This window comes from Streptomyces sp. WZ-12 (assembly GCF_028898845.1).
In the GTDB taxonomy this organism is placed as follows: domain Bacteria; phylum Actinomycetota; class Actinomycetes; order Streptomycetales; family Streptomycetaceae; genus Streptomyces.
Map to the genome: position 1 here is coordinate 2307597 of NZ_CP118574.1, position 19173 is coordinate 2326769.

A 19173-nucleotide genomic window follows, 5' to 3' on the forward strand; every position below is an offset into this window, starting at 1 on the left:
CCTGGCGCGCTTCGGTACCGCATCGTTCGGAGTCCGACTCTGGGCGACGTGTTGTCAGCTTACTGTCCGCCTGTTGCCGTCTTCGTCTCTCCGCCATGCCGGGTCACCCGAGGACGGCATCGCATACGGACGGCTCCGTGAGTGAACGCCGGGTCAGTGGCCTTACTCGCCCACACGTATGCTTCGCCGGGCTGAAGCTGCGCCATCTGCTCAGAGCGCAGACTGGCGAAGGCGGTGTTCGCCTTCTGGAGGTGCTTCAACCAGGCCGGCGAGGTGAACTTGTGCAGGATGACGTGGTCGCTGAGCTCGATCAGGGAGATCGGTACGGAGGGCGGGTCCTGGCTGGCGACCAGGATGCTCATTCCCTTGTGGCGCATCTCGCGGACGGTCTCAACTAGGCCGGCGACCAGGTCCGGGCTGTCGATGTACTTGTGCGCTTCGTCGAAGACAACCAGCTTGTTGAAGTGTGCGTCCCCGCTGCGCGCCTCGGCGAAGAGCTGCATCAGGACGACGAAGAGACCGAGTGCTTCGTCCTTCTCGATGTACTCGTCGCGGAGGTCAACGATGATCAGTCGGCCGGGTCGGATGAGGCTGGTGAGCCGGGCATTGTCGTCGATGTAGTCCTCGGCGAGGTTGAGCCGCTCCTGGGCCAGTTGCTTGACGTGGTCGGGCATACCGGAATCGGCCACGCCCTGCCGGATGACGCCGAGGTTCAGGTTGTTGCGGTTCGACTTCATGATGCGGGTCAGCTGCCGAATGTACGTCGACTGGTTGCCGACCGCTCCCATGAGGAAGCGCCAGTGGGATGCCTGGAGTTCGGCGGAGGAGAAGGCAAGCGGCTGGACGTCGATACCGGGGAATTCCCGTCGGCGGTCGGCGACCTGGTCGGCGGGGGCGAGTAGCAGCACGTCCAACAACGCTTGGGGTTCGGCTCCGTAGCGCTCCTTCAGGACCTGGAGCTGCGCCTGGTCATCATTTGGGCGCGCCATGGAAGTGAACTCCGGTGCGTAGTCCATGGTGCGGCTGTAGTGGAACACCACGGTCGCGAGAGGGCGGGGAAGTTCGTTCACCGGCGGGGCGGGCAGCGAGGCCATCTCGATGATGCTGCCCAAGGTGTAGCTCTTGCCGCCTCCTTGTACGCCGAAGAGGCTGATGGTGTGGGTTTCGTCGAGATCGACCGCGACTTTCCGGCCGGCTACTTCGCCGAGTACACCGTGTTGCGGGGAGGGGCGGGTGACGCCGAGGAAGATCTCGGGGAGGCCCCCTGGTGAAGCCGGTCCCGGTGTGACAGAGGTGGGCTGGGCATCGTTGGTCGGCGACTCGTGGAAGCCCTGACTTTCAGGGACGGTGCCCGTCCGCAGCGGATTTCCGGTACCGCCCGGAGGAGGAGCAGCCGATGAGGTTCCTTCCGAAGAAAGAGACAACGGGACCGCCCCCGCCGCGTCGGCACCAGGCACGGTCATAGCTGCCACGGACTGGGCCGGACCTGTCTCACGGCCCGCACGCTCAGATGCGGTGAGTGGCGTGGTCTCGTTGCCGTTCGGGACCTCGTCCGTGTCGAGGATGGTCACTGCCTTGCCCCCACCGGCCTGCCCGCGGTCTTCCTCCTGGGCATCTTTGGCATCCCGCTCGTCCTGTACGTCAGGTGCCCGGAACTCGGCGTCGGAGAGCCGTGGCACAGCCAACTGCGACAGTGCCAGGGTGGGAGCGGTGGCCGCTCCGTTCTCCTCCTGCTCCTCAACGGCTGGGGCCGTGGGCGCGGGTACGCCCGGCCGAACAGTGGGAATCGCATTGATCAGCTCGGTGATCAGATCGCTGCCGATGCGGTGAAACTCCACCTCGTCGTCGAGTTCGCGGTCAGTTCCCTCGCGGGCGAGGTCGAAGATCAGGCCGCTGCGAGTGAAGTGGAGGGCGTAGCCGTCGTCGAGGCTGTCGAGCAGCGCGTGGGCCGCCGTCCTGGGGGCGTGCCCCATGGTCCTGTGGCGTGCCGCCCGCTCCAGGTAGAAGCGGAGCAGGGAGCCGAGGGCCAGGTTCTTGACCGGCCGGTCCACCCGGTCCGGGTTGATGTGGGCCGGATCGAAGGACTCGGTGAGGACGGTCTGGCTCCGTCCGAGCTGCTGGGTGACCTTGGCCTTGAGGCGCTGGTAGGCGCCGATGTCGTCGAGCGCGGTGTAACACTTGACCTCGACGAGGCGGCAGGTGATGGTCCGGGTCCGCGCGTCGAGGTGGAACAGGGCGAGGTCGCTGCGCTGGAAGGAGTGGGCGTCGCCGAGTTCCCGGGCCTGACGGCGGACTTCGGCGTACAGCTCAGGGTGGGCGTCCAGGGGGACCACGATCTGGTTGTGCAGGGCGTCCTGATAGTCCAGGTAGAGGCGGGCCAGGGCGAGACCGAGTACTTCGGTGCGCTGGGTGGGAGCGGTGGAGGCCAGCTTGAAGGCGAGGTTGCCGGAGAGCAGGCGCAGTTGCTCGAAGAAGGTGTTGAGGTGGCGCTGTTCGACGTCGAGCCCGTGCTGCTGGGCGGTCGGTCCGAGCAGGGTGCGCAATTCGTCGACCGAGTTCGAGCTGACCATGATCTGGTGGCCGAGACCGCTGTCCAGCGAGGGCGCGTAGTCGATGACGTATTCGGGTCGGTCGCGTTGTCCGGCGTGGTCGAAGTACTCCAGGCCGAGGGTCCTGTCGATGGTGACGACCCAGTCGCCGACCTGGTGGGCCTGGTAGAGCAGGGCCCGGTCGGTGTTGTCGAGGGAAAGGACGGTGCACGGCACATGGCGCGGCGCCTGTCCCGCGGTGGCGACGTTAGCCGCGGCGCCGGCAAGGAGTCCGGGCAACCGGCTCAGGAGAGTGGCAAGGTCCTCCGCGTCCTCGGCGGGCAGGGCGATGCCGTGGCGTGGCATGGTCCGCCACACGATCTGCTGCTCGTTGTCCTCGTACGTGGAGGACGTCGGCTGTACCAGGCCGTGGACCGGGGCGTGCGCGATGTCGTGGCGTGTGACGGAACCGTGCTGTTCCCCGCCGAAGGCGTCGATGAGTACGGTCAGATGGGCGTCGAACTCGGCTCCGGGTTCGCTGAACTCCTCCACTGAGCGGACGGAGTAGACGAGTTTCGCGCTCCGGGTGCCTTCCGCGGCGTGCAGGAACGCCTCCGCCTCGGTGGAGGTGAACTGACTGTGCGCGCTGATGAGTTCACCCAGCGCCGCACCGGACTCGGGGGCTTCCGGGTCGGACACGCACAGCCGAATGTCGTAGGTGAGGTCCCGGGTGGGGGTGCGGCGCTGCAGTTCGAGGAGGGCGTCGGCGACGATCTCCGCGCGGCCTGCATTGACGACGTTCACGACCAGCGTGCGGACGTATGGATGGAGGCGTACGTACCGCTCGATCCGGTCGGCGAGCGCCGTACCGGACAACGCACCGGCTCCGCCTGCAGCGCGGGGGCCGGCGGCCGGGAGGCGCAGCGCTGTGGTGAGCCGGCCGAGCAGGCCACGGGGGTCGGCGGTCTCGCTGGGCAGGTAGGCGGCCCAGTACGGGGTGAGGTTGTCCGCAGCTGTCATGAGTCGGCCGTCCTGGCGCGGGACGGCGAACGGGAAACCCAAGGGTGAGAGTGCCTGAAGGAAGGAGTCTCGCGCGGCGACGACCCGTCGCTTGTCCTCACCGGCGAGGCGCACGGCCCAGTCCCGGCCCAGGGCCGACCAGGTCGCCAGCCAGAGTGCGCGGAGGGGGTGCGTCGGGGAGACGAGCAGGACGGTGTCACGCCCGCCGAGACCGTCGGTGAGGGTGATGGCCGCACAGTCGGTCTGCTGGATGCGGGCCAGCCCGACCAGCGCGGCACCCCGGGCACCGTCACCGGCCCGCTCCGCCTGAAGCGACTGAGCTTCCACCAGTTCCGCGTACGCCTCGGTGTAGGCGACCAGTTCGTCCCGGACCACCTCGAAGTCGACAGCCTCGCTGACCAGGAGCTGATCGGTATCGGCCAGGTCTCCCGCCTGGCCGCACAGGGCGACGAAATAGGCGCGGCGCGTCGCGAGATAGCGGTCGTACGCCTCGGCGGCCCGCCCGGTCAGGGCCAGGGACAGGTCCTCCTCGCTCCCCTCCGGGGTCTCGCTGGTGCCGTCGGGGCGCAGTACGAGTCGGCGCAGGGAAGTGTCCTGGGGACGGGCGAGTAGGTCCTGCTGGAGTTGCACGAGCAGCGGGGAGAGCCGGATCTCCGCGCTTCCCGCCGTGTGGATGCGGGCGTTAAGGACGCGCAAGGGGCTGCGCGCCGACGTGGACTTCCAACGGACGTCCGTCAGCGTGACACGGGTCGAATCGTCCCCGGCGGCCAGCGCCTCGAACTGAAGCGAGCGCAGCGCTTGAGAAATACCGTCGTAGCGTCCGGCGCTGCGCTCCGGCGGCTCCTCGGCCTCTCCCTCGGGCACGACGTAGAAGCGTTCACTCTCGCCGCCGGGCAGGCCATGTACACCAGGAGCGATGTCGAGAGCGTCACCGGAGGCATCGAGCGGGGTGATCTTGAGGTAGTGCCACCCTTCCTCCCAGTCGATCTTGTTCAGGCGGCCCAGCGGTGCCTTGTAATCGGGCTTGGCCCGGGTCCCCTTGGCGACGTGGGCGATCCGGCCGATCGGCCCGCCGCCCTCCGAGACAATCTCCACACGGAAGCGGTCAAGACCCTCCACCTTGAGCGGGGACGGTTCGATGGTGAACCGGGGCGTCAGTTCGCGGACGCCCTTGTCCCCAGCAAGCAGGTAGGGCTGCCCCACGATGGCTTCGAGGGCCGGGTGGGCCTGTAGCTCCTCGGTGTTGTCGCCGGCGGCGGGCAGACCGAGTTCGCGTACCTCGATGGAGACGATGGCGCGGCGCCGTTCATCGACGCGCCAGTTCCCGAAGGAGAGCGTCCAGTTCTCCCGGTCGACGACGATACGCCGAGTCCATATCACCGGGTCCTCCAGGCCGCAGCGGGTGGCGAATCCCGCAAGCCTGCCGGCGAAGTCCGCGTCGGTCAGCCCCAGATCGAGGACGCGCTGGCGCTCCGAGCGGCTGGAGGTGGTGAGTTTGCCGACCAGCTTGCGGTTCCGCTCGGCCCGATCCCTGACGAGCGACGGGTCGGCGTATAGCTCGAAGTCGGGTACCAGGCCGAAGTGGTAGACAGCAGCCCCCGCGACCTGGTCGCGGTAGTCGTTGGTCCGGAGCGTCAGCAGGTACAGTGCGACGGCACGGTCGCCCGTCTGGTGTCCGGGCCGGTCACGAAGTACGGCGAGCAGCTCGTCGACGCCTGGCCGCAGCCGGTCCGGTACTTGGTCGAGAAGGTGGTCGGCCAGCTGCGCGTAGGCGTCGCTGAGGGGTACTTCCTCGAAGGTCGCGATACCGAAGGAGTCCTCGGCGCTGACCCGGGTGCCCGGGGGGACGAAGACGAGGAGTGGTCCGGGCAGGCCGTTCCCGTTCCCGTCGTCGCCTTCGGTGCGGTTGCGGAGCTCGACCAGTTTGGTGCTGGTGACGACGGTGTCATGGTGCGGCTGTTCGGGAGCGAGGTCGTCGGCGGTGCCCAGGACGCAGACGGTGGCGGCAGGCCCGAGCGCCCCTCGGAGCCGACGGACCAGCGCGGCCGCGAGTTCGGACTCCACCTCGGTAACCCGCATGCAGTGTCCGGCGCCCCGCTCGCCGACCAGCTTGGCGAGGCGCGGTACAAGGACGCCTTCGAGGGCTTCGCGGAGGTCCTTCGCGGTGGGCTCCGCAAGGCCGGTGCTGGTGCTGGCGCTGCTCATCAGGCCGTCGCCCCCGTCGTCGCGGCCCCGATGGTGTACCGGGGAGTGATGGTCTGCGTCAGATAGGCATCCGACATGTCCTGGTAGTAGCCGATCTCGCGCAGCCGATTGAGGAAAGCCGCCGCGTTGGCCCGCAGGGCTGCCTGGTCGTCAAGGTGGGCGCCGGAGAAGCCGTCGCCGTCCGGCAGCTGGTCGATGTGGAGTCCGTACCGTTCGCGCAGCAGAGTGAGGAACTCGTCCACGCGCATGGGTGCGGTCCGCAGATTGCCGCTGTCGTCGTCGTCCTCCCTCAGGAGCGACACCTGGAGGAGCACTTCGAGCAGGCGCGCGTCCAGGACGAATCGCCGGACGGCGCTGTCGCGTCTGCCGCGCGGCTGGGCGAGCAGGGCACCGGGCCGGTGCTTGAGCAGCATCGAGTCGAGGCAGTCGATGAAGTAGCTGCGGTAGTAGCTGCCCTTGTAGTGCATCAGCATCTCGATGTACTCGTCGAAGGCGTTGAGCCCGAGCTGGGTGATCTGCTTCAGCTCCGGGGGAAGATCCTTCTCCTCGTCCCGTACGCGGGTGGCGCGCTGAAGGAAGAACGCCTCGCGTTCCTTGGGATGGGTGGAGAGCCGCCGCAGGACCTCGACCGGGGTGAAGTAGCTCCGGCCGACGGGCGGGGCCAGCTTCTGGCTCTTGACGAGGTCCTCGGAGAACTCGTCGAGCTTCTTGATCTGATAGGTCGCCTGGATGAACCGCGTGATCCGCCCGTACCAAATGCCGGCGCTGCGCTCGGCGAGCGCAGCCGCCGGGGTGCCGGGCACACCCTCGACGTCGACGAAGAGCCGAACGCGGTGCGGGCAGCGGTCCGCCGTCGGCGTGTCCTGATGCCCGGTCCGGCAGGTGGCGGGCGCCGATCCGGCCTCGATCACGGCGGGCAGCAGCTTCATCATCCGCAGGTGGTAGAGGGCCAGGTGAAAGGCGAAGAGGATCTTCAGGTAGTCCACGAGGACGGTCCGGGGCATGTGGTCCTGGTGGTAAAGCAGCCGCAGGACGTCCCGGCACAGTTGGCGGGCCGGTTCGGCGCACAGGGCGGGGTAGGGGGTGCGGGGGCGGGTAGTGTCGGGCCGGTCCCGCATCTGTCCGCCCGCCTGTTCCACCAGGTGGAGCAGCGCCTGGGTCTCCACGTCGGTGTCCGTCCCCGGGGTGATCTCCGCGGTGGCGCGGTCGACGTCGGAGAAGAAGAACTCGCGGAGCTGGTCCAGGGCCCCCTCGTCGGTGGCGAGCATCTCGTACAGCTGCTCGTCGGCCCCGTACGGGCGGGACTTGCGCTTGTTGCGGAACCGGTGGGTGAGACCGTGCAGCGGCCTGGGGCCGGCCACCGCCTCGGTGGCCTTGCCCCGGTTGACCATGTCGAGGAGATGGGTGGAGGCCCACCGGGTGGTGGTCTCCCGGTGGAAGCCGTCGAAGACCTCCGGATGGTCCAGGAACAGCTTGACGAAGACGTCGACCTTGAGCTCGTTGGAGCGGTTGATCTTGCTGGGCATGCCCTGGTGCCACAGGCGCGCGAGCAGCCCGGTCAGGACACGGTCCATGTCCAGTGTCTTGTAGTCGAGCCGGCTGATGCCGGGGTGGTGGAACGTCCCCAGGGAACCGCTCAGCGCCATGTCGTCTCCTCCGCCCTCGCGATGTCCCCTGCGATGCCGGCCGCGGTGCCCGCGACAGCCGGACCGTCGCCGTCCGCACCGCTGTGGTCGTTGCCGGACCGTGCTGTCAGTTCTTCCATGTGCAGGACGGAGTCCTCGGTGCGGTGGATCCGTCGCAGGTCGTGCCCGTGTGTGGTGAGCAGGATCTCCTGGTACGGCACGGCCGCCAGCCGGTTCTTGAACACGGCGAGGGCGAGCTGCTGCCCTTGCAGGTCGGTCACGGACGGCCGGTAGCCGCGCTCGAACCGCTGGAGAAGCTCGAACAGGTCGAGCCGGATGTCGAGTTCGGCCGTGCCGCCCTGGCTGCCAGCCGGATCCCGGTAGCTCAGCCGCAGCGAGGTGCGCCCCGACTCGATGTACGGCGAGGCCGCCGCGTTACCTGATTCGAGCCGGAACCCTTCTGCGGGGAAGCGGCGGAAGGTACGGATGGTGCCGCCGGGTACGTCGCGCACCTTCAGCGCGAGAGCGTCGCCGATCCGCTCCGGGGCCACGAGTCCCTCACCACGGTTGAGCGCCCGCAGGATCCGGTCCCGCTCCTTGGTGCCCGTCTGCGTTGGGCGGGACAACAGCGCCATGAAGTGCAGCACCGATGGGTACGGCAGCATTCGCTCCGCACGGTCCTCGTCGTGGAGTTCGAAGTAGAGCAAGCGGCGGGCCGCGTCCACATAGTGGCGGTGGGCAGCGGCCTGGGAGACGCGTTCGGTGACCGACCGGCCGAGCTGCTCGAACGCGCCGCGCAGCAGTACGCGATCGCGGTCGCCGCGCCCGTCGACCGCGACCAGCGCCCGGTCCTCCAGGAGCCCGGCGTAGTCCAGACGACGGTCGAGCTGCGGTTGCGGGACCGCCGCCACATCGGCCTCGCGCAGCAGGGTCAGCAGTCGGTCCCGCTCGCGCGAACTGCCGTCGGCGGCGGCCGGGGCGCCGAGGTGGGCGGAGAAGTAGAAGCTGTCCAGGATCTCCTGACCGGAACCAGCCGCGTACAACTGGTGGATCTCGGCGCAGTCGCGGCCCGAGGTAAGAGTGTAGGCGAGCGCGGAGCGCAGGTCGCGCAGGGTGATGTGGAGCCTGCCGCGCAGCTGGGTCATCTCGTAGAGGCGGCGCAGCCGCCGCGCGGCCTGGGGGCCCGCGGCGGGGTGCTGAAAGGTCTGGGAATTGTGCCGGGCGTAGCAGGTGGCGGCAAGATCGCAGCGTTCGCAGTCCTCCCAAAACCGATCGTGCGTCATCCGGTCGAGCATGCGCTCCAGGAGCGATTCGCCGTCCTGCGGTTCGCCGTCGGCACCGAGGGGCCGGGCCGCGACATCACGAGCGTTGAGGTTGACGACGGCGACGGCCTGCCCGGTGTCCCGGCCCGCCAGTCCGAGGTTGGCCACCTTGGCGAGATGCGGGAAGCGGTCGTGGTGATGGCTGAGGAAGTCGACCAGACGCCCCTCATTGATGGCGATCAACCGGGTCTCCCCCGCGACCTGCCACGCCGATGCGTCGGCTCCGGCGAACGGTGCGAAGAACTCCCCCAGTACGTCGTCGCCGCTCACCTCACCCTCGTCCTGGCTGCCGTCGTGGTTGGTACGGAACCGCTGCCCGTCTAGGGTGAAGTCGCTGCCGTTGGCCCGGCGCGGCCCGAACTGGGCGCCGAGCTCGCGCGCCTGGCGTTCGAATCGCTCTAGGAAGGCCGTCTTGCCGTCGCCCGCGTTACCGGTCACCACGACCAGCGCATGCCGGCCTTCCCGCAGTGCGGGCACGAGCTCCCGGTCCAGGGCCGTCTCGACGTACACGGACATCGTGTGCGGGTCGAGGCCGCGGGTGCCGCGGTTGCTGCGGCGGCTCTGGCTGTACAGCGTCTGCAGGTAGGCCACGAACGGGTTGGTATTCGGCTCGGGCTCCTGCGGCTCCTGACCGGTGCCGGGTTCCGACGAAGGCGCCGGGGGCTGCTCGGCCCGCTCGGACGAGGACGACGAGGCCACAGCCGGTGGTGGCGGTGCGGGGGCGACGCGCGCGGATTCCAGCGCCTCCAGCGCGCGCAGCAGTTCCTCAGCCGTGGAGAAGCGCTCCGCCCGGTACGGGGAGATCGTGCGCAGCATGATCTCGGCGAAGCCGGGCGCCAGGTCACCGAACCCGCTGTACGCGGTGCGCGGGTCCACAGGCAGCACACCGGGCGAGGGCCGCCCAACGCCCTCCCACGGGTACTGTCCGCCGGTCAGCGCCTCATACAGGGTGACCCCGAGGCCGAACAGGTCGCGGTCGGTGTAGCCGGAGGCATCGGCGGGCACCTGGTCCAGGTCCGGCGGGGAGTAGCGAGGGCTTGTGTAGCTGTGTCCCTCGGAGGAGTCGGAGGTCTTGGAGATCCCGAAGTCGATCAGCTTGACGCCGTCGTCGGTCCACAGCAGATTGCTCGGCTTGATGTCGCAGTGCCACACCCCGCGCTCGTGGATGTGGCGCAACCCGCGCGCGGTGTCGATCGCGAGCCGCAGCACGTCCGCCGCGCCCATCCGGCCGCCACGGATCACCTCGGCGACGTCCTTGCCTTCGACGAACTCGAAGACCAGGTACGGGTACTCGTCCGGCGGCATCAGCCGGTCCGCGTCCACCATCGACACCACATTGGGGTGCGGGGCGTTCTGCAGCCGGTCCAGGACGCCCGCCTCGCGGCGCAGCCGCTCCAGGACGGAGTCCCGGTCCCGCAGGACCAGCTTCACCGCCCGGTCGACACTCCGTATCGTGTCGTACACCCGGTAGGCCACACCGAACGAGCCGGGACGTCCAAGACGGTGGCGTACCAGGTACTTCGTACCGAGCTGGTGGTCGGTCGGCAGGTCACGGTAGAACTCCGGGCCCCGCGGACCGTCCTGCACGGGCTGCCCGGCGGAGGGCGCAGGAGGAGCCGGGGGAACTGCGGCCGAGGAGCCGATACGCCGGGCCGGAACCCTCCGCGCTCCCATCACCAGATCCAGGCGGCGCAGCGCCTCCACGGCGGTCGGCCGGTCGTCCGGAGCCGTCGCGCACAACTTCTGCAGCCAGTGGACCAGTTCGACGCGGACCTCGGCGGCTTCGAGGACCTGCGCAGGGAGCCGCCCTGCCGCGTCGGCTTGCTCGGTGGCAGAGGTGAACGGCAGCTCGCCGGTGAGGAGATGGAACCCGAGGACACCGACCGCGTAGATGTCCGCCTTCATTCCCATCGCCGCCGGGTCGGCATGGCACTCGGGCGCCAAATACGCGCGATCGGCAATCTGGTACGCCTCCCGCATGACCGTGTGCGCGCGGCGCTGCGCGGTCTTCGCGTACTCGAAACCGGTCAGCATCGCCCGACCGTCCTGCGCGATCAGCACGGTGGACGGGTTCAGCTCGCGGTGCGCGATCAGGCGGCTGTGCGCGTGGGCCAGGCCCATCAGCATGTGACGGATCGTCCGCAGCTTCGCGTCGGCGGTCAGCGGGTCTGCAGCTCCGTTCAGGTGCAGGGCGAGGGCGTGCCCGGGGACGTCGTCGTAGACGGTGACGAAGGAGTCCTTGTCCTCGTCGGCGAAGAAGTCCCGCACTCCGACGATGTTCGGGTGCGAGGGCAGCTTGCCGAGTGCCTCGTACGCGATGCCGATCCGCTTCTGCTGCTGGAGCCGCTCGGCCTCCGGCGCGTACGGATCGGCCCTGCGGACGGAGAGCCGGACCGTGCCCGACCCCTGCACCGCGAGGGCGTTCTTCGCCCGGTACTCGCGGTGGACGTCGTCGCCCTCCTCCGGGCCCGTCTCGCTCAGTCGCTCGATCGCTTCCCAGCTGCCGAACCGCAGGGGGCCCGACGGCGGCCGGGACGAACCCTGCACCGCACGCACAATCAGCTCGTGGTGTGCGGAGACGTCCGTGTCGAAGCGGTTGGTCGAGGTGGGTACGCGGCTCACGTCCGCAAGTCGGCCGATCAGATCCGGGAGGGCGACGGTGTCACGGGCGTCGTGCTGGCGGGGCGTCCGGTCGACGAGCAGGGCGTCGGGTGCGGGCAGGACGACGAGGGCGTCTGTGTAGAGCCGGGACAGCGGACGGTGGGCCGTCTCCAGGAGCGTCTTCAGCTGCTTGGCGTGCCCGCGCAGCTTCGGCAGCGGGGAGCGGAACGGCGCCCGGTGAGAGGGCTGCCAACGGCCGCCGTCGACCTCGATGCGGCCCCGGGTGCCCTTGACGTCGATGACGTACACGGCGTGCCCGGTGACCACGACGAGGTCGACCTCGAACAGCTCGTTCCGGTTGTACGGAATCTCGACGGAGTGCAGGACCGTCCAGTCGTCGGGGGCGTGATCACGCAGGTGCGCGATCACCCTCCGCTCGGCATCGTTGACGGCCTCCCCAACAGCAACGATCCTGGCACTCATCAGCCGGCGGCCTCCTCGATGGCGGTGGTGAGCAGCGCGAGGGCCCGATCTTCTAGGACGTCGGCTTGGTCGCGGCATTTGTAGGCGTGGCGGACGGTGTCGGCGATGCGCTTGCGGTCGGAGAGCGATGCCATAGGAATAGGGAAATCTTTCAGCATTCGCGAGTTCAAGCTCTGGGGGCCTGACCCAGCCATCATGCTACGGAAGATGCGCATCGCAACTTCGGATCGAAGGAAGCTAAGCAGGTAAGCCCCAGGTACCTCTTCTTCACTCGATGAAATGCGCAGGAAATGCTGACTGTACGCGTGCTGAAGCCAGCGACCGGTAACCATCATCGCTCGCCCCAAGAGCCCAGTTTCACTGGGGAGTCCTTGGGCGCCCACCATGATCGTTTCATCGGGAACGAAGCACTGACGTGGGGTGTATGTACGGCTCAGAACGCGTCCATCATCGGGACGCCCCCACCAGCCTTCACGTTGTCCGACCAGGAGTACTCCATTGTGATCGAGATTGCCATCGATTCTCTTAAACATCGGGCCAGTTGACAACAGACCGTTGTTGCAGATTTCACCAAGCGTCATGTGAGGCCGAGATTTCAACGACTCCCTGATCCGCTGAACGCGCTGCCCATGATTGATTGCCCTCAGTGAATCTGGTCCGAGATTTTTCACTTCGAAGCCGAGGTCGCGAACCTGCTGATGCCAGCGGAATTGATTCAGGTCGGGCAGTTCGACGGCTGTGAAGAATTCCTGAGTCGATCGCACCAGGCCCGATTGAAATTCGGATCTCAGGCGCGCACACTCCTCCACCAAGTCATGGATCTGACCCTCGGTCTCCGCCCCCAACCGCGGCACCCGCAGCCCCGCGATGTGATGCGGCTCGATGTGCTTCACGGCCGAGCCGTACACTGATCCCCGTACAAGCGACTCGCCGAACTTGCTGAGCAGGAAGGCGTACAGATACCCGGACTTGATCTTCTCCGGGTTGGGTTCGACCTTGAGGGTGTCCTGCGATGACCAGCAGTCACCCATATCGGGCCGGACGTAGGCCCGCCGACCGGCATTGAATCCCGAGCACGAAATCAGCGTCATCCCGGGCTTGAGTTGGAGGTAGGACAAAGCCGACGACTCCGCGTCCGACTTACGCAACCGGGGCAGCCCGGTCAAGTCAGCCGCCATCATGTCCTTCGTCCCGAGAAACGGCACGCTGTGCTCAGGGTCGGTGAGATAGACCCGCCGGAACATGGGCCCGTTGAAGATGCCCCCGTTATGCCCCACCGTCAGACTCGCCAGCGGCTCCGTCCTCGGCAACTGCTCCAGCATCTTCTTCGTCTTCATGGACCCCGCCACATACGGCGAGGCATCGAGCCGAAGTCCCTGGTCCGTGAACCAGTCGGACTTCACCGGATTGGACAGCTGAGCGACCTTCACGCCCCGGCCCCCGTCCCCGCCGACCCAGCCGTACGCGGATCCACGCCCGGCACCGGGTACTTCGCCCGGAACTCCCGGTACTTCTCCGCGATCACTGGCAGGTCGTTGTCGATGACCTTCTTGCTGCGGGTCAGCGGCCGGGTCACCTCCTTGCCCCGGATACGGAGCCGCTCCATGACGACCTCCGTCTCCACTACGATCTCCCCGTCGGGCTCACGCTTGTATAGGTCGTTGCCGCGTCGGTCGAAGCCGACCTTCTCCGCGACGGCCATGAAGACGGGGTACGCCCTCTCCGTCCCGAGGTCGTGGTTCTGAATCTCCTGCCGGGTCTTCCGCTTCAGGAAGAGGAGCGTGGTGAGGATGTTGACGTTGGCGTCGACGACGAACGTCTCCACCGGCAGCTCGACGCTCGCGAGTACCCAGCAGTTCCGCAGGATGTACCGGCGGATCGCCTCGTCCGTCGGCCCCGGGTTCGACAGGATGCCGTTCGGCAGGACGATGCCGATCCGCCCGCCCGGCTTGACCCACTCGATGGCGCGCTGGATGAACAGCTGCTCCGGCGCCATGCTCGACGGCACGCTGGTCGTGCTCGCCTCGACCGCGCCGGTCTCCTTGTTGCGGCCCCACGACCGAGCGATCCCGTTACGGAACGAGCCGAGCACCGACTCATCGCTGACCGGGATGTCCGCGCCGAAGGGCGGGTTGGTCAAGAGTACGTCCACGGTGGGCTTGTCGAGCGGGATCTTCTTCTTCGCCGCCTCCACACCCGAGAGGTGTCCCCGCGGGAAGGCGAGCGAGTCCATGTGGAAGACGTTCCCCGTGGTCTGCGCGAGCGTCATGATCGCCATGGTCGTCGCACGCACCAGGAACGGGTCGAAGTCGGAGCCGAACAGGTGCTCGTCCGCGAACTCCTTAAGCTTGTCGCCGTACCGCTCCCGCTCCTCCTCCGTGTCCGGGAAGCCGAGCGTGCCGGCCTCCTTCTTCCAGGTGTGGTGCAGGTGCTTGAGCGTGGCCTGGAGGAAGCCACCGGTGCCACAGGTCGGGTCAAGGACGGTCTCGTCCTCCTTCGGGTCGAGCATCTCGACCATCAGGTTGACCGCGCCGCGCGGGGTGAAGTACTGGCCGCGGTCACCGCGCAGGTTGGTGCCGACGAGCTCCTGATAGGCGAGCCCTTTGGCGTCGACGTCCGTGCCGATCAGGTCGTACGGGGCGAGCTCGCTGACGATGAAGGCGAGCGCCCGGTCGGAGAGAGTGATCTCGTCCGTGGGTTTGAATACGTCCTTGTACTCGGTCTTGACGTCTTCGAAGAGTAGCTTGACGCGCTGGCTGATGGCCGCCCGGCCGTTCGCGTCGAACATCTCCTTCAGACCGGTGCGGAACCGGCCGTGCACGGAGCCGTGGCTGACCCGCTCGTCGTACATCTTGGCGAAGAGCAGGTAGAGGAACTGCCAGAAAGCGGCGTCCTTCGGCATGCCCTCGTTGCCGTGGATGTAGTTGTGGCAGCGCCGGAAAGCAATCTTGAGCATCTCAGGGTCGGCCTGGCGCAGCCGCTGGTGCGAGGCGACGGTGCGGCTACCGAGGGTGCCGTCGGTGACCTCCCAGTCGCTGCGGTCCTCGAAGTCGGCGCCGAAGTCACCGACCACCTTCTTGAGAAAGAAGAAGTCGACACCGTCGGTCCACATGCCGTCCGCGCACTGCGGGCGGTCCTCGTTGCCCATCAGCTCCTGGAGCTCCTCCAGGTCCTTCCGGGCCTGGTCGGGCTCGCGGAGCTTAACGACGTTCTTCCCGCGCTTGGGCTCCTGCTTGCAGATCACGACCCGCCGCAGGTTCGCCGTGGTGTGCGGGGCGCCGGACTCGAAGATCGCGATGTCGGCCTTCTTGCTCCGCTTTCGCTTGGCGCCCTCCTCGCTGACCGTGACGGAGAAGTCGCGCTGCATGTCGCCGGGGTCGATGCCGTGCTCGTGCACCAGGGCTCGGGCGATCCGCTGCCGGACCTTCTCCTTCGCCGTCTCCGGAATCGCATCGCCGGAGATGTAGTCGACGACCTGGCCCTCTTTGAGGGCCGTGACCTTGGGCTCGGAGCCCTCCGCGACAGGCTCCCCGTCCTCCTCGGGCCGCTGCGGGATGTCCAGGTCCAAGGTCAGTTCCTCCATCGGCGTGCTGCTACTTTCCTGTGCTCGGTGGTGCGGCTAAGGGCCTGCGCCCTGGGGCGGTCCGTGCGTGCGCCGTCACAGCCGCCACCTGTGATCCTACGGCCACAGGGGCGCCTCCGAAGGCGCGTTCCGCCAGGCCGGAGGGTGCGCACTTCAGTGGTGCCGGACCCTACACGGGAGCACTGACAACGCCTGGGCGGAAGCGGACGACGGGGCTGGGCCAGCGGCGCCCCCAGCTCGATCCCCCTGGCCGCGCTCACTTCTCTGTCGGCTCGTTGCCCTCCCGCAGCCGTACCGCCAGCGCCAGCTCGTCCAGCGACCCCTGCCCCGGCACGAACCACCGGATCGTGCCCTGCGTCGAGCTGTCCACCCCGGACGCCTCGAAGCGCATCTTCCGCGCGAGGCCACTAGGCGAGTACCACTCGTCGTCGGCGTGCCACTGCAAAGGGTTACGCCCCGCCTCGTTGCTCCACGTCGCCTGGGCCCGCCGCGGATCCGCCGCCAGCCACTCAGTCATCTCGCGGCGCTCCGGCTTGCTGTACGGGCGGAACTCCAGAACCGTGCCCTCCTCGATCTCGCCGGCGGCAACAAGGGTCGTCACTGCGTTCACCTTTCGCCCCCGAGCCTCGGCCGTAGCTACCTGATAGTCCTCATTGAGCGCCGGCGCCTTGTCCTCGGAGTCGAGCTTGCGCAGGGCCGCACGTACCACTCGCTCGATCCGTTCCGTGTTCCGGACGGCGGCGATGATGTGGCTGGACGTGCCGTACTCGTTGTCGATCGCGTCGAGCACCCAGGACAGGGAGTCACGGACCAGGTCGGGCACCTTGGCGAGCTCCGTCGCCCAGTCACACTCCGGGTCCTCGATGGCCCTGGTGTCCAGGCGGCGGTAAACGATGTGGGTGACCAAGAGGTCGCCGTAGAAGGCTGCCGCGTCGGCGCGCCAGACCAGCCCCTCGCGCAGGAGCTGCAGCTGCGCCCGGACCTCACGGAGAAGCTCGACACTGCGCCAAACCTTGAAGACGTTCGGTTCGGGACCGAAGGTCTCCTGGTAGTTGCGGTCCTCCCACAGCCCGGCGAGGTTTTCGTCACGCTTGGCCACGGCTGCGAGCCGGGCGTTCGGGCTGACGGCCGCGAGTGCCTCGGCGGCCTCGGTGATGGAGCAGCCGTGCGCCGGGTCGGGCAGCGTCTCACCGCGCTTGATGACGTAACTGCGCTTGAGGAGCATGGCGAAGTCGTCGCGGAGCCTGACTTGGCCAGGGTCCAGGGACTTGAAGTCGCGCTCCTCGATCGGGTTCTGCGTGTTCGTGGTGGTGGTCACCTGGTCGCCAAAGCCGGGCGGGCAGTCCTCCAGGGAGATCAGGCGTACAAGGACTCGGCCGTCCTGCGCCGCGCCCGTGTCCTCGGTGAAGGCCCGGTAGATGGCACTCACCGTCTGCGCGCCGTTGACCACGCTGACGCCGGACAGCTGGAAGTTGCCCACCTTGCCGGGCAGCGCCCGGCCGATCGGCTGGATCGACTCGCACAGCATGGTGATGCCGTTGCTAAAGTACCAGAAGTGCTCAGGCTCCTCCCGCAGGGTCTCCCTGATCTTGGAGTTGACGTCGCTCTCGTCGAGGGAGTCGCGGATGTTCCGGGCGAAGAGGCCGCGCCGGTGCTCCTCGTAGAGGTCGGCGAGGGCGGGGACGGTCATGGTGCCGTACATCGCCTTGTACGGCGTCGACTCCTGGCCGAAGCACTCCAACTGCACCTTGGTGTCGATCTTCGGTGCGGCGGAGTCGCCGAGAATCGCGCGGTGGAAGTCGCGCAGGTCGAGGACCTTGACTTCAACCATGTCGCGGACGACCTGGTTCTGCTCATCCTGCTTCATCTTGATCAGCTCGCGCACGCCGTCGCTGAGCGGCGCCTCGCGCATCAGGGCGAGCACCAGGGTGATTTTCGGAGTGCCGGAGTCGTAGGCCCGCTCAATGTCGGGGACGAACGGCTGGAAGCGGCGGTTAAACCGGCCGAAGTTCCGGTCGAGCATTAACTCCAGACCGTGGAACATCTTATGCACCTCGGCCTCGCCGAAGCCTCCTTTGTTCTGGTCGCTCCACTTCGCCTGCACCAGACAGATCCGGGAGCGCGTGGTTCCGAAGTCCACAGCGATCGAGTCGAGGCCCTGGTCGTCCTGCCCGTCGAAGACTCGTGTGGCGGCGACCCGGTCACTGCACGGGTGCTCGATCTGCGCGGCGAGCGCGGCCAGACCACGGCTCAGAAACGCCTGATGGCGATTGGCCTCCGACAGGCGCGCCTGGTCCGACATGTCGATGAGGCCGGTGAAACGGTCCTCGATCGCCTTGCGGACGTACCCTACGTGCAGTTTGCTCACGATCCACCCCTGTCAATGCCTCAGATCGTCAACACCCTATCGAGAGACAGTCCTTGTGAGGTTCCCTCGTAGCGTGGAGTCCGTGACAGCAGGGGATGTTGGTTGTCATGGCGGAGAAGCGTCGCAAGTTCACGACGGAGTTTCGTGAGGGACGGAACGGCTCGTGACGGAGTCCGGGAAGCCGGTCCCCGAGGTCGCGAAGGACCTGGGGATCAACGAGACGACCCTGGCGAGCTGGGTCTCGCGGGCGAAGCGGGCCGAGAAGCACACGTCCGAGGACAGGGACGAGCTGATCGCCCGGCTGACGGCAGAGAACGCGGCGTTGGAGAAGGAGAACAAGGAACTGGTGATGGAGCGCCATTTCCTCAAACGCTGCATGGTCCCTTGGGTGAAGTAGCTGCGGCGGGCCCGGCCGCGGTGGTTGGGGCGTTCAGCGACAACAGGACCGAGCACGGCATCCCGCACACCGTCTCGTGCCGCGCTCTGGGCGTGAGCGAGTCGTGGTTCTGCAAGTGGCGCGAGACATCTGACCAGCAGGACTCAGCAGGTCGACGCTCAGCGTCGCGCTCTCTCCAAGCCTCATCGATATACGCCACCCCTGACAGCCCTGACCTGCTCGACAGATCTCCTGACACCCCATCAGAACGGGCGTCAAATGAGCGTCACGAGCGTCATTTCAGCGTCAAGATATCGCCCGTAACGCCCACAACGCACATAATACGCATCGACAAAATCGCAGGTCAGCGGCCCTTTCCGGCAGGCTTAAGGATCACCACGCACTCCACATGGTGCGTCATCGGGAACAAGTGCAGCACGCAATTCACCCAGAGTGACAACTGCCATTGCAGTGTGCTGGGCAATGGCGTCACGACCTGGACGCGGCCTTCCCTCTGACCCACCCTCGTGCCTCTCACCGTCAGAGAGGGCGCCATCAACGAAAAGCAGGGCAACATAGCTCCGCACCGCCGGTTAGCCAAACCGGCAATAGCGCGGAGTATTGATCGCCCCGGTCACCTACCACCTACGGCGCCCGTAGGACCGGCACAAGATACCCGCCGCCAAGACGAAAGAACCCGGTATGCACACAGAGATCGACGAGACTCTGGGTCCTCGGTATAGCCCTGCTCACATCCGCGCGACCTGGGACGGAACAGGGAGCGTGGAAGATGCCTCAAAGGCGCTTGGATTCTCACGAGCAATGGGATATGACCTGATCCGCAACGGGCAGTTTCCGTGCCGGGTGCTGCGCATCGGCCGCAAAACGCGCGTCGTCACTGCCTCCCTGCTCCGTGTGCTCGAAAGCGGAGACCCGGAGTACAACGACGCCGGAGACAGACGCGCCCCGACGTCCTAGGCCAGATACGGGCGAGGCCCGCCAGGCTCCCGGCGCCTCGCCGTCTCATCGGCGCCCATGGGACGCCGTGCTCCGTCGTAGGCC

At 67.4% G+C, this 19173-nt stretch carries 8 protein-coding genes; 2 read left to right on the top strand and 6 right to left on the bottom strand.

The window, feature by feature from the left end; all coding sequences use genetic code 11:
- Positions 1–59: 59 nt before the first annotated feature.
- The 6 genes from mads8 to PV796_RS09710 form a co-directional block, all read right to left on the bottom strand.
- Positions 60–5753: a methylation-associated defense system ATP-binding protein MAD8 gene (mads8, locus tag PV796_RS09685; RefSeq protein ID WP_274912538.1), complete on the bottom strand. Its 5694-nt coding sequence runs from the start codon at positions 5751–5753 to the stop codon at positions 60–62.
- A complete protein-coding gene (gene mads7 / locus PV796_RS09690; protein ID WP_274912539.1) occupies positions 5753–7399 on the bottom strand; it encodes a methylation-associated defense system protein MAD7 in 1647 nt (548 codons plus the stop codon). The genes mads8 and mads7 overlap by 1 nt, the downstream gene beginning before the upstream one ends.
- On the bottom strand, positions 7390–11784 hold the full coding sequence (mads6, locus tag PV796_RS09695; RefSeq protein WP_274912540.1) for a methylation-associated defense system protein kinase MAD6: 4395 nt from the start codon (positions 11782–11784) through the stop codon (positions 7390–7392). The genes mads7 and mads6 overlap by 10 nt, the downstream gene beginning before the upstream one ends.
- Positions 11784–13214 (bottom strand): methylation-associated defense system restriction endonuclease subunit S MAD5, encoded by a 1431-nt coding sequence (mads5, locus tag PV796_RS09700; protein WP_274912541.1) that lies wholly within the window; start codon positions 13212–13214, stop codon positions 11784–11786. Before mads5 ends, mads6 begins: the two co-directional genes overlap by 1 nt.
- The gene (gene mads2 / locus PV796_RS09705) at positions 13211–15367 is read right to left on the bottom strand and encodes a methylation-associated defense system DNA methyltransferase MAD2 (RefSeq protein WP_274912542.1); all 2157 of its coding nucleotides are present in this window, start codon (positions 15365–15367) and stop codon (positions 13211–13213) included. The genes mads5 and mads2 overlap by 4 nt, the downstream gene beginning before the upstream one ends.
- Before the next feature lie 256 nt (positions 15368–15623).
- Positions 15624–17735 carry an AIPR family protein gene (locus tag PV796_RS09710; RefSeq protein ID WP_274912543.1) on the bottom strand — a complete coding sequence of 704 codons (2112 nt, stop codon included), beginning with the start codon at positions 17733–17735 and terminating at the stop codon, positions 15624–15626.
- 163 nt (positions 17736–17898) lie between these two features.
- On the opposite strand from PV796_RS09710, the gene PV796_RS09715 reads away from it, so the two are divergent.
- Together PV796_RS09715 and PV796_RS09720 are read left to right on the top strand one after the other, a co-directional pair.
- The gene (locus tag PV796_RS09715; RefSeq protein WP_274912544.1) at positions 17899–18132 is read left to right on the top strand and encodes a transposase; all 234 of its coding nucleotides are present in this window, start codon (positions 17899–17901) and stop codon (positions 18130–18132) included.
- Between the two features lie 681 nt (positions 18133–18813).
- Positions 18814–19089, top strand: coding sequence for a helix-turn-helix transcriptional regulator (locus PV796_RS09720; RefSeq protein WP_274912545.1), 276 nt, complete (start codon positions 18814–18816; stop codon positions 19087–19089).
- Positions 19090–19173 lie beyond the last annotated feature (84 nt).

Coding starts and splice junctions, on each gene's coding strand:
- PV796_RS09720 (WP_274912545.1), top strand. CDS start 18,814: ATGCACACAGAGATCGACGAGACTCTGGGTCCTCGGTATAGCCCTGCT.
- mads7 (WP_274912539.1), bottom strand. CDS start 7,399: ATGGCGCTGAGCGGTTCCCTGGGGACGTTCCACCACCCCGGCATCAGC.
- mads8 (WP_274912538.1), bottom strand. CDS start 5,753: ATGAGCAGCGCCAGCACCAGCACCGGCCTTGCGGAGCCCACCGCGAAG.
- mads2 (WP_274912542.1), bottom strand. CDS start 15,367: ATGGAGGAACTGACCTTGGACCTGGACATCCCGCAGCGGCCCGAGGAG.
- mads6 (WP_274912540.1), bottom strand. CDS start 11,784: ATGAGTGCCAGGATCGTTGCTGTTGGGGAGGCCGTCAACGATGCCGAG.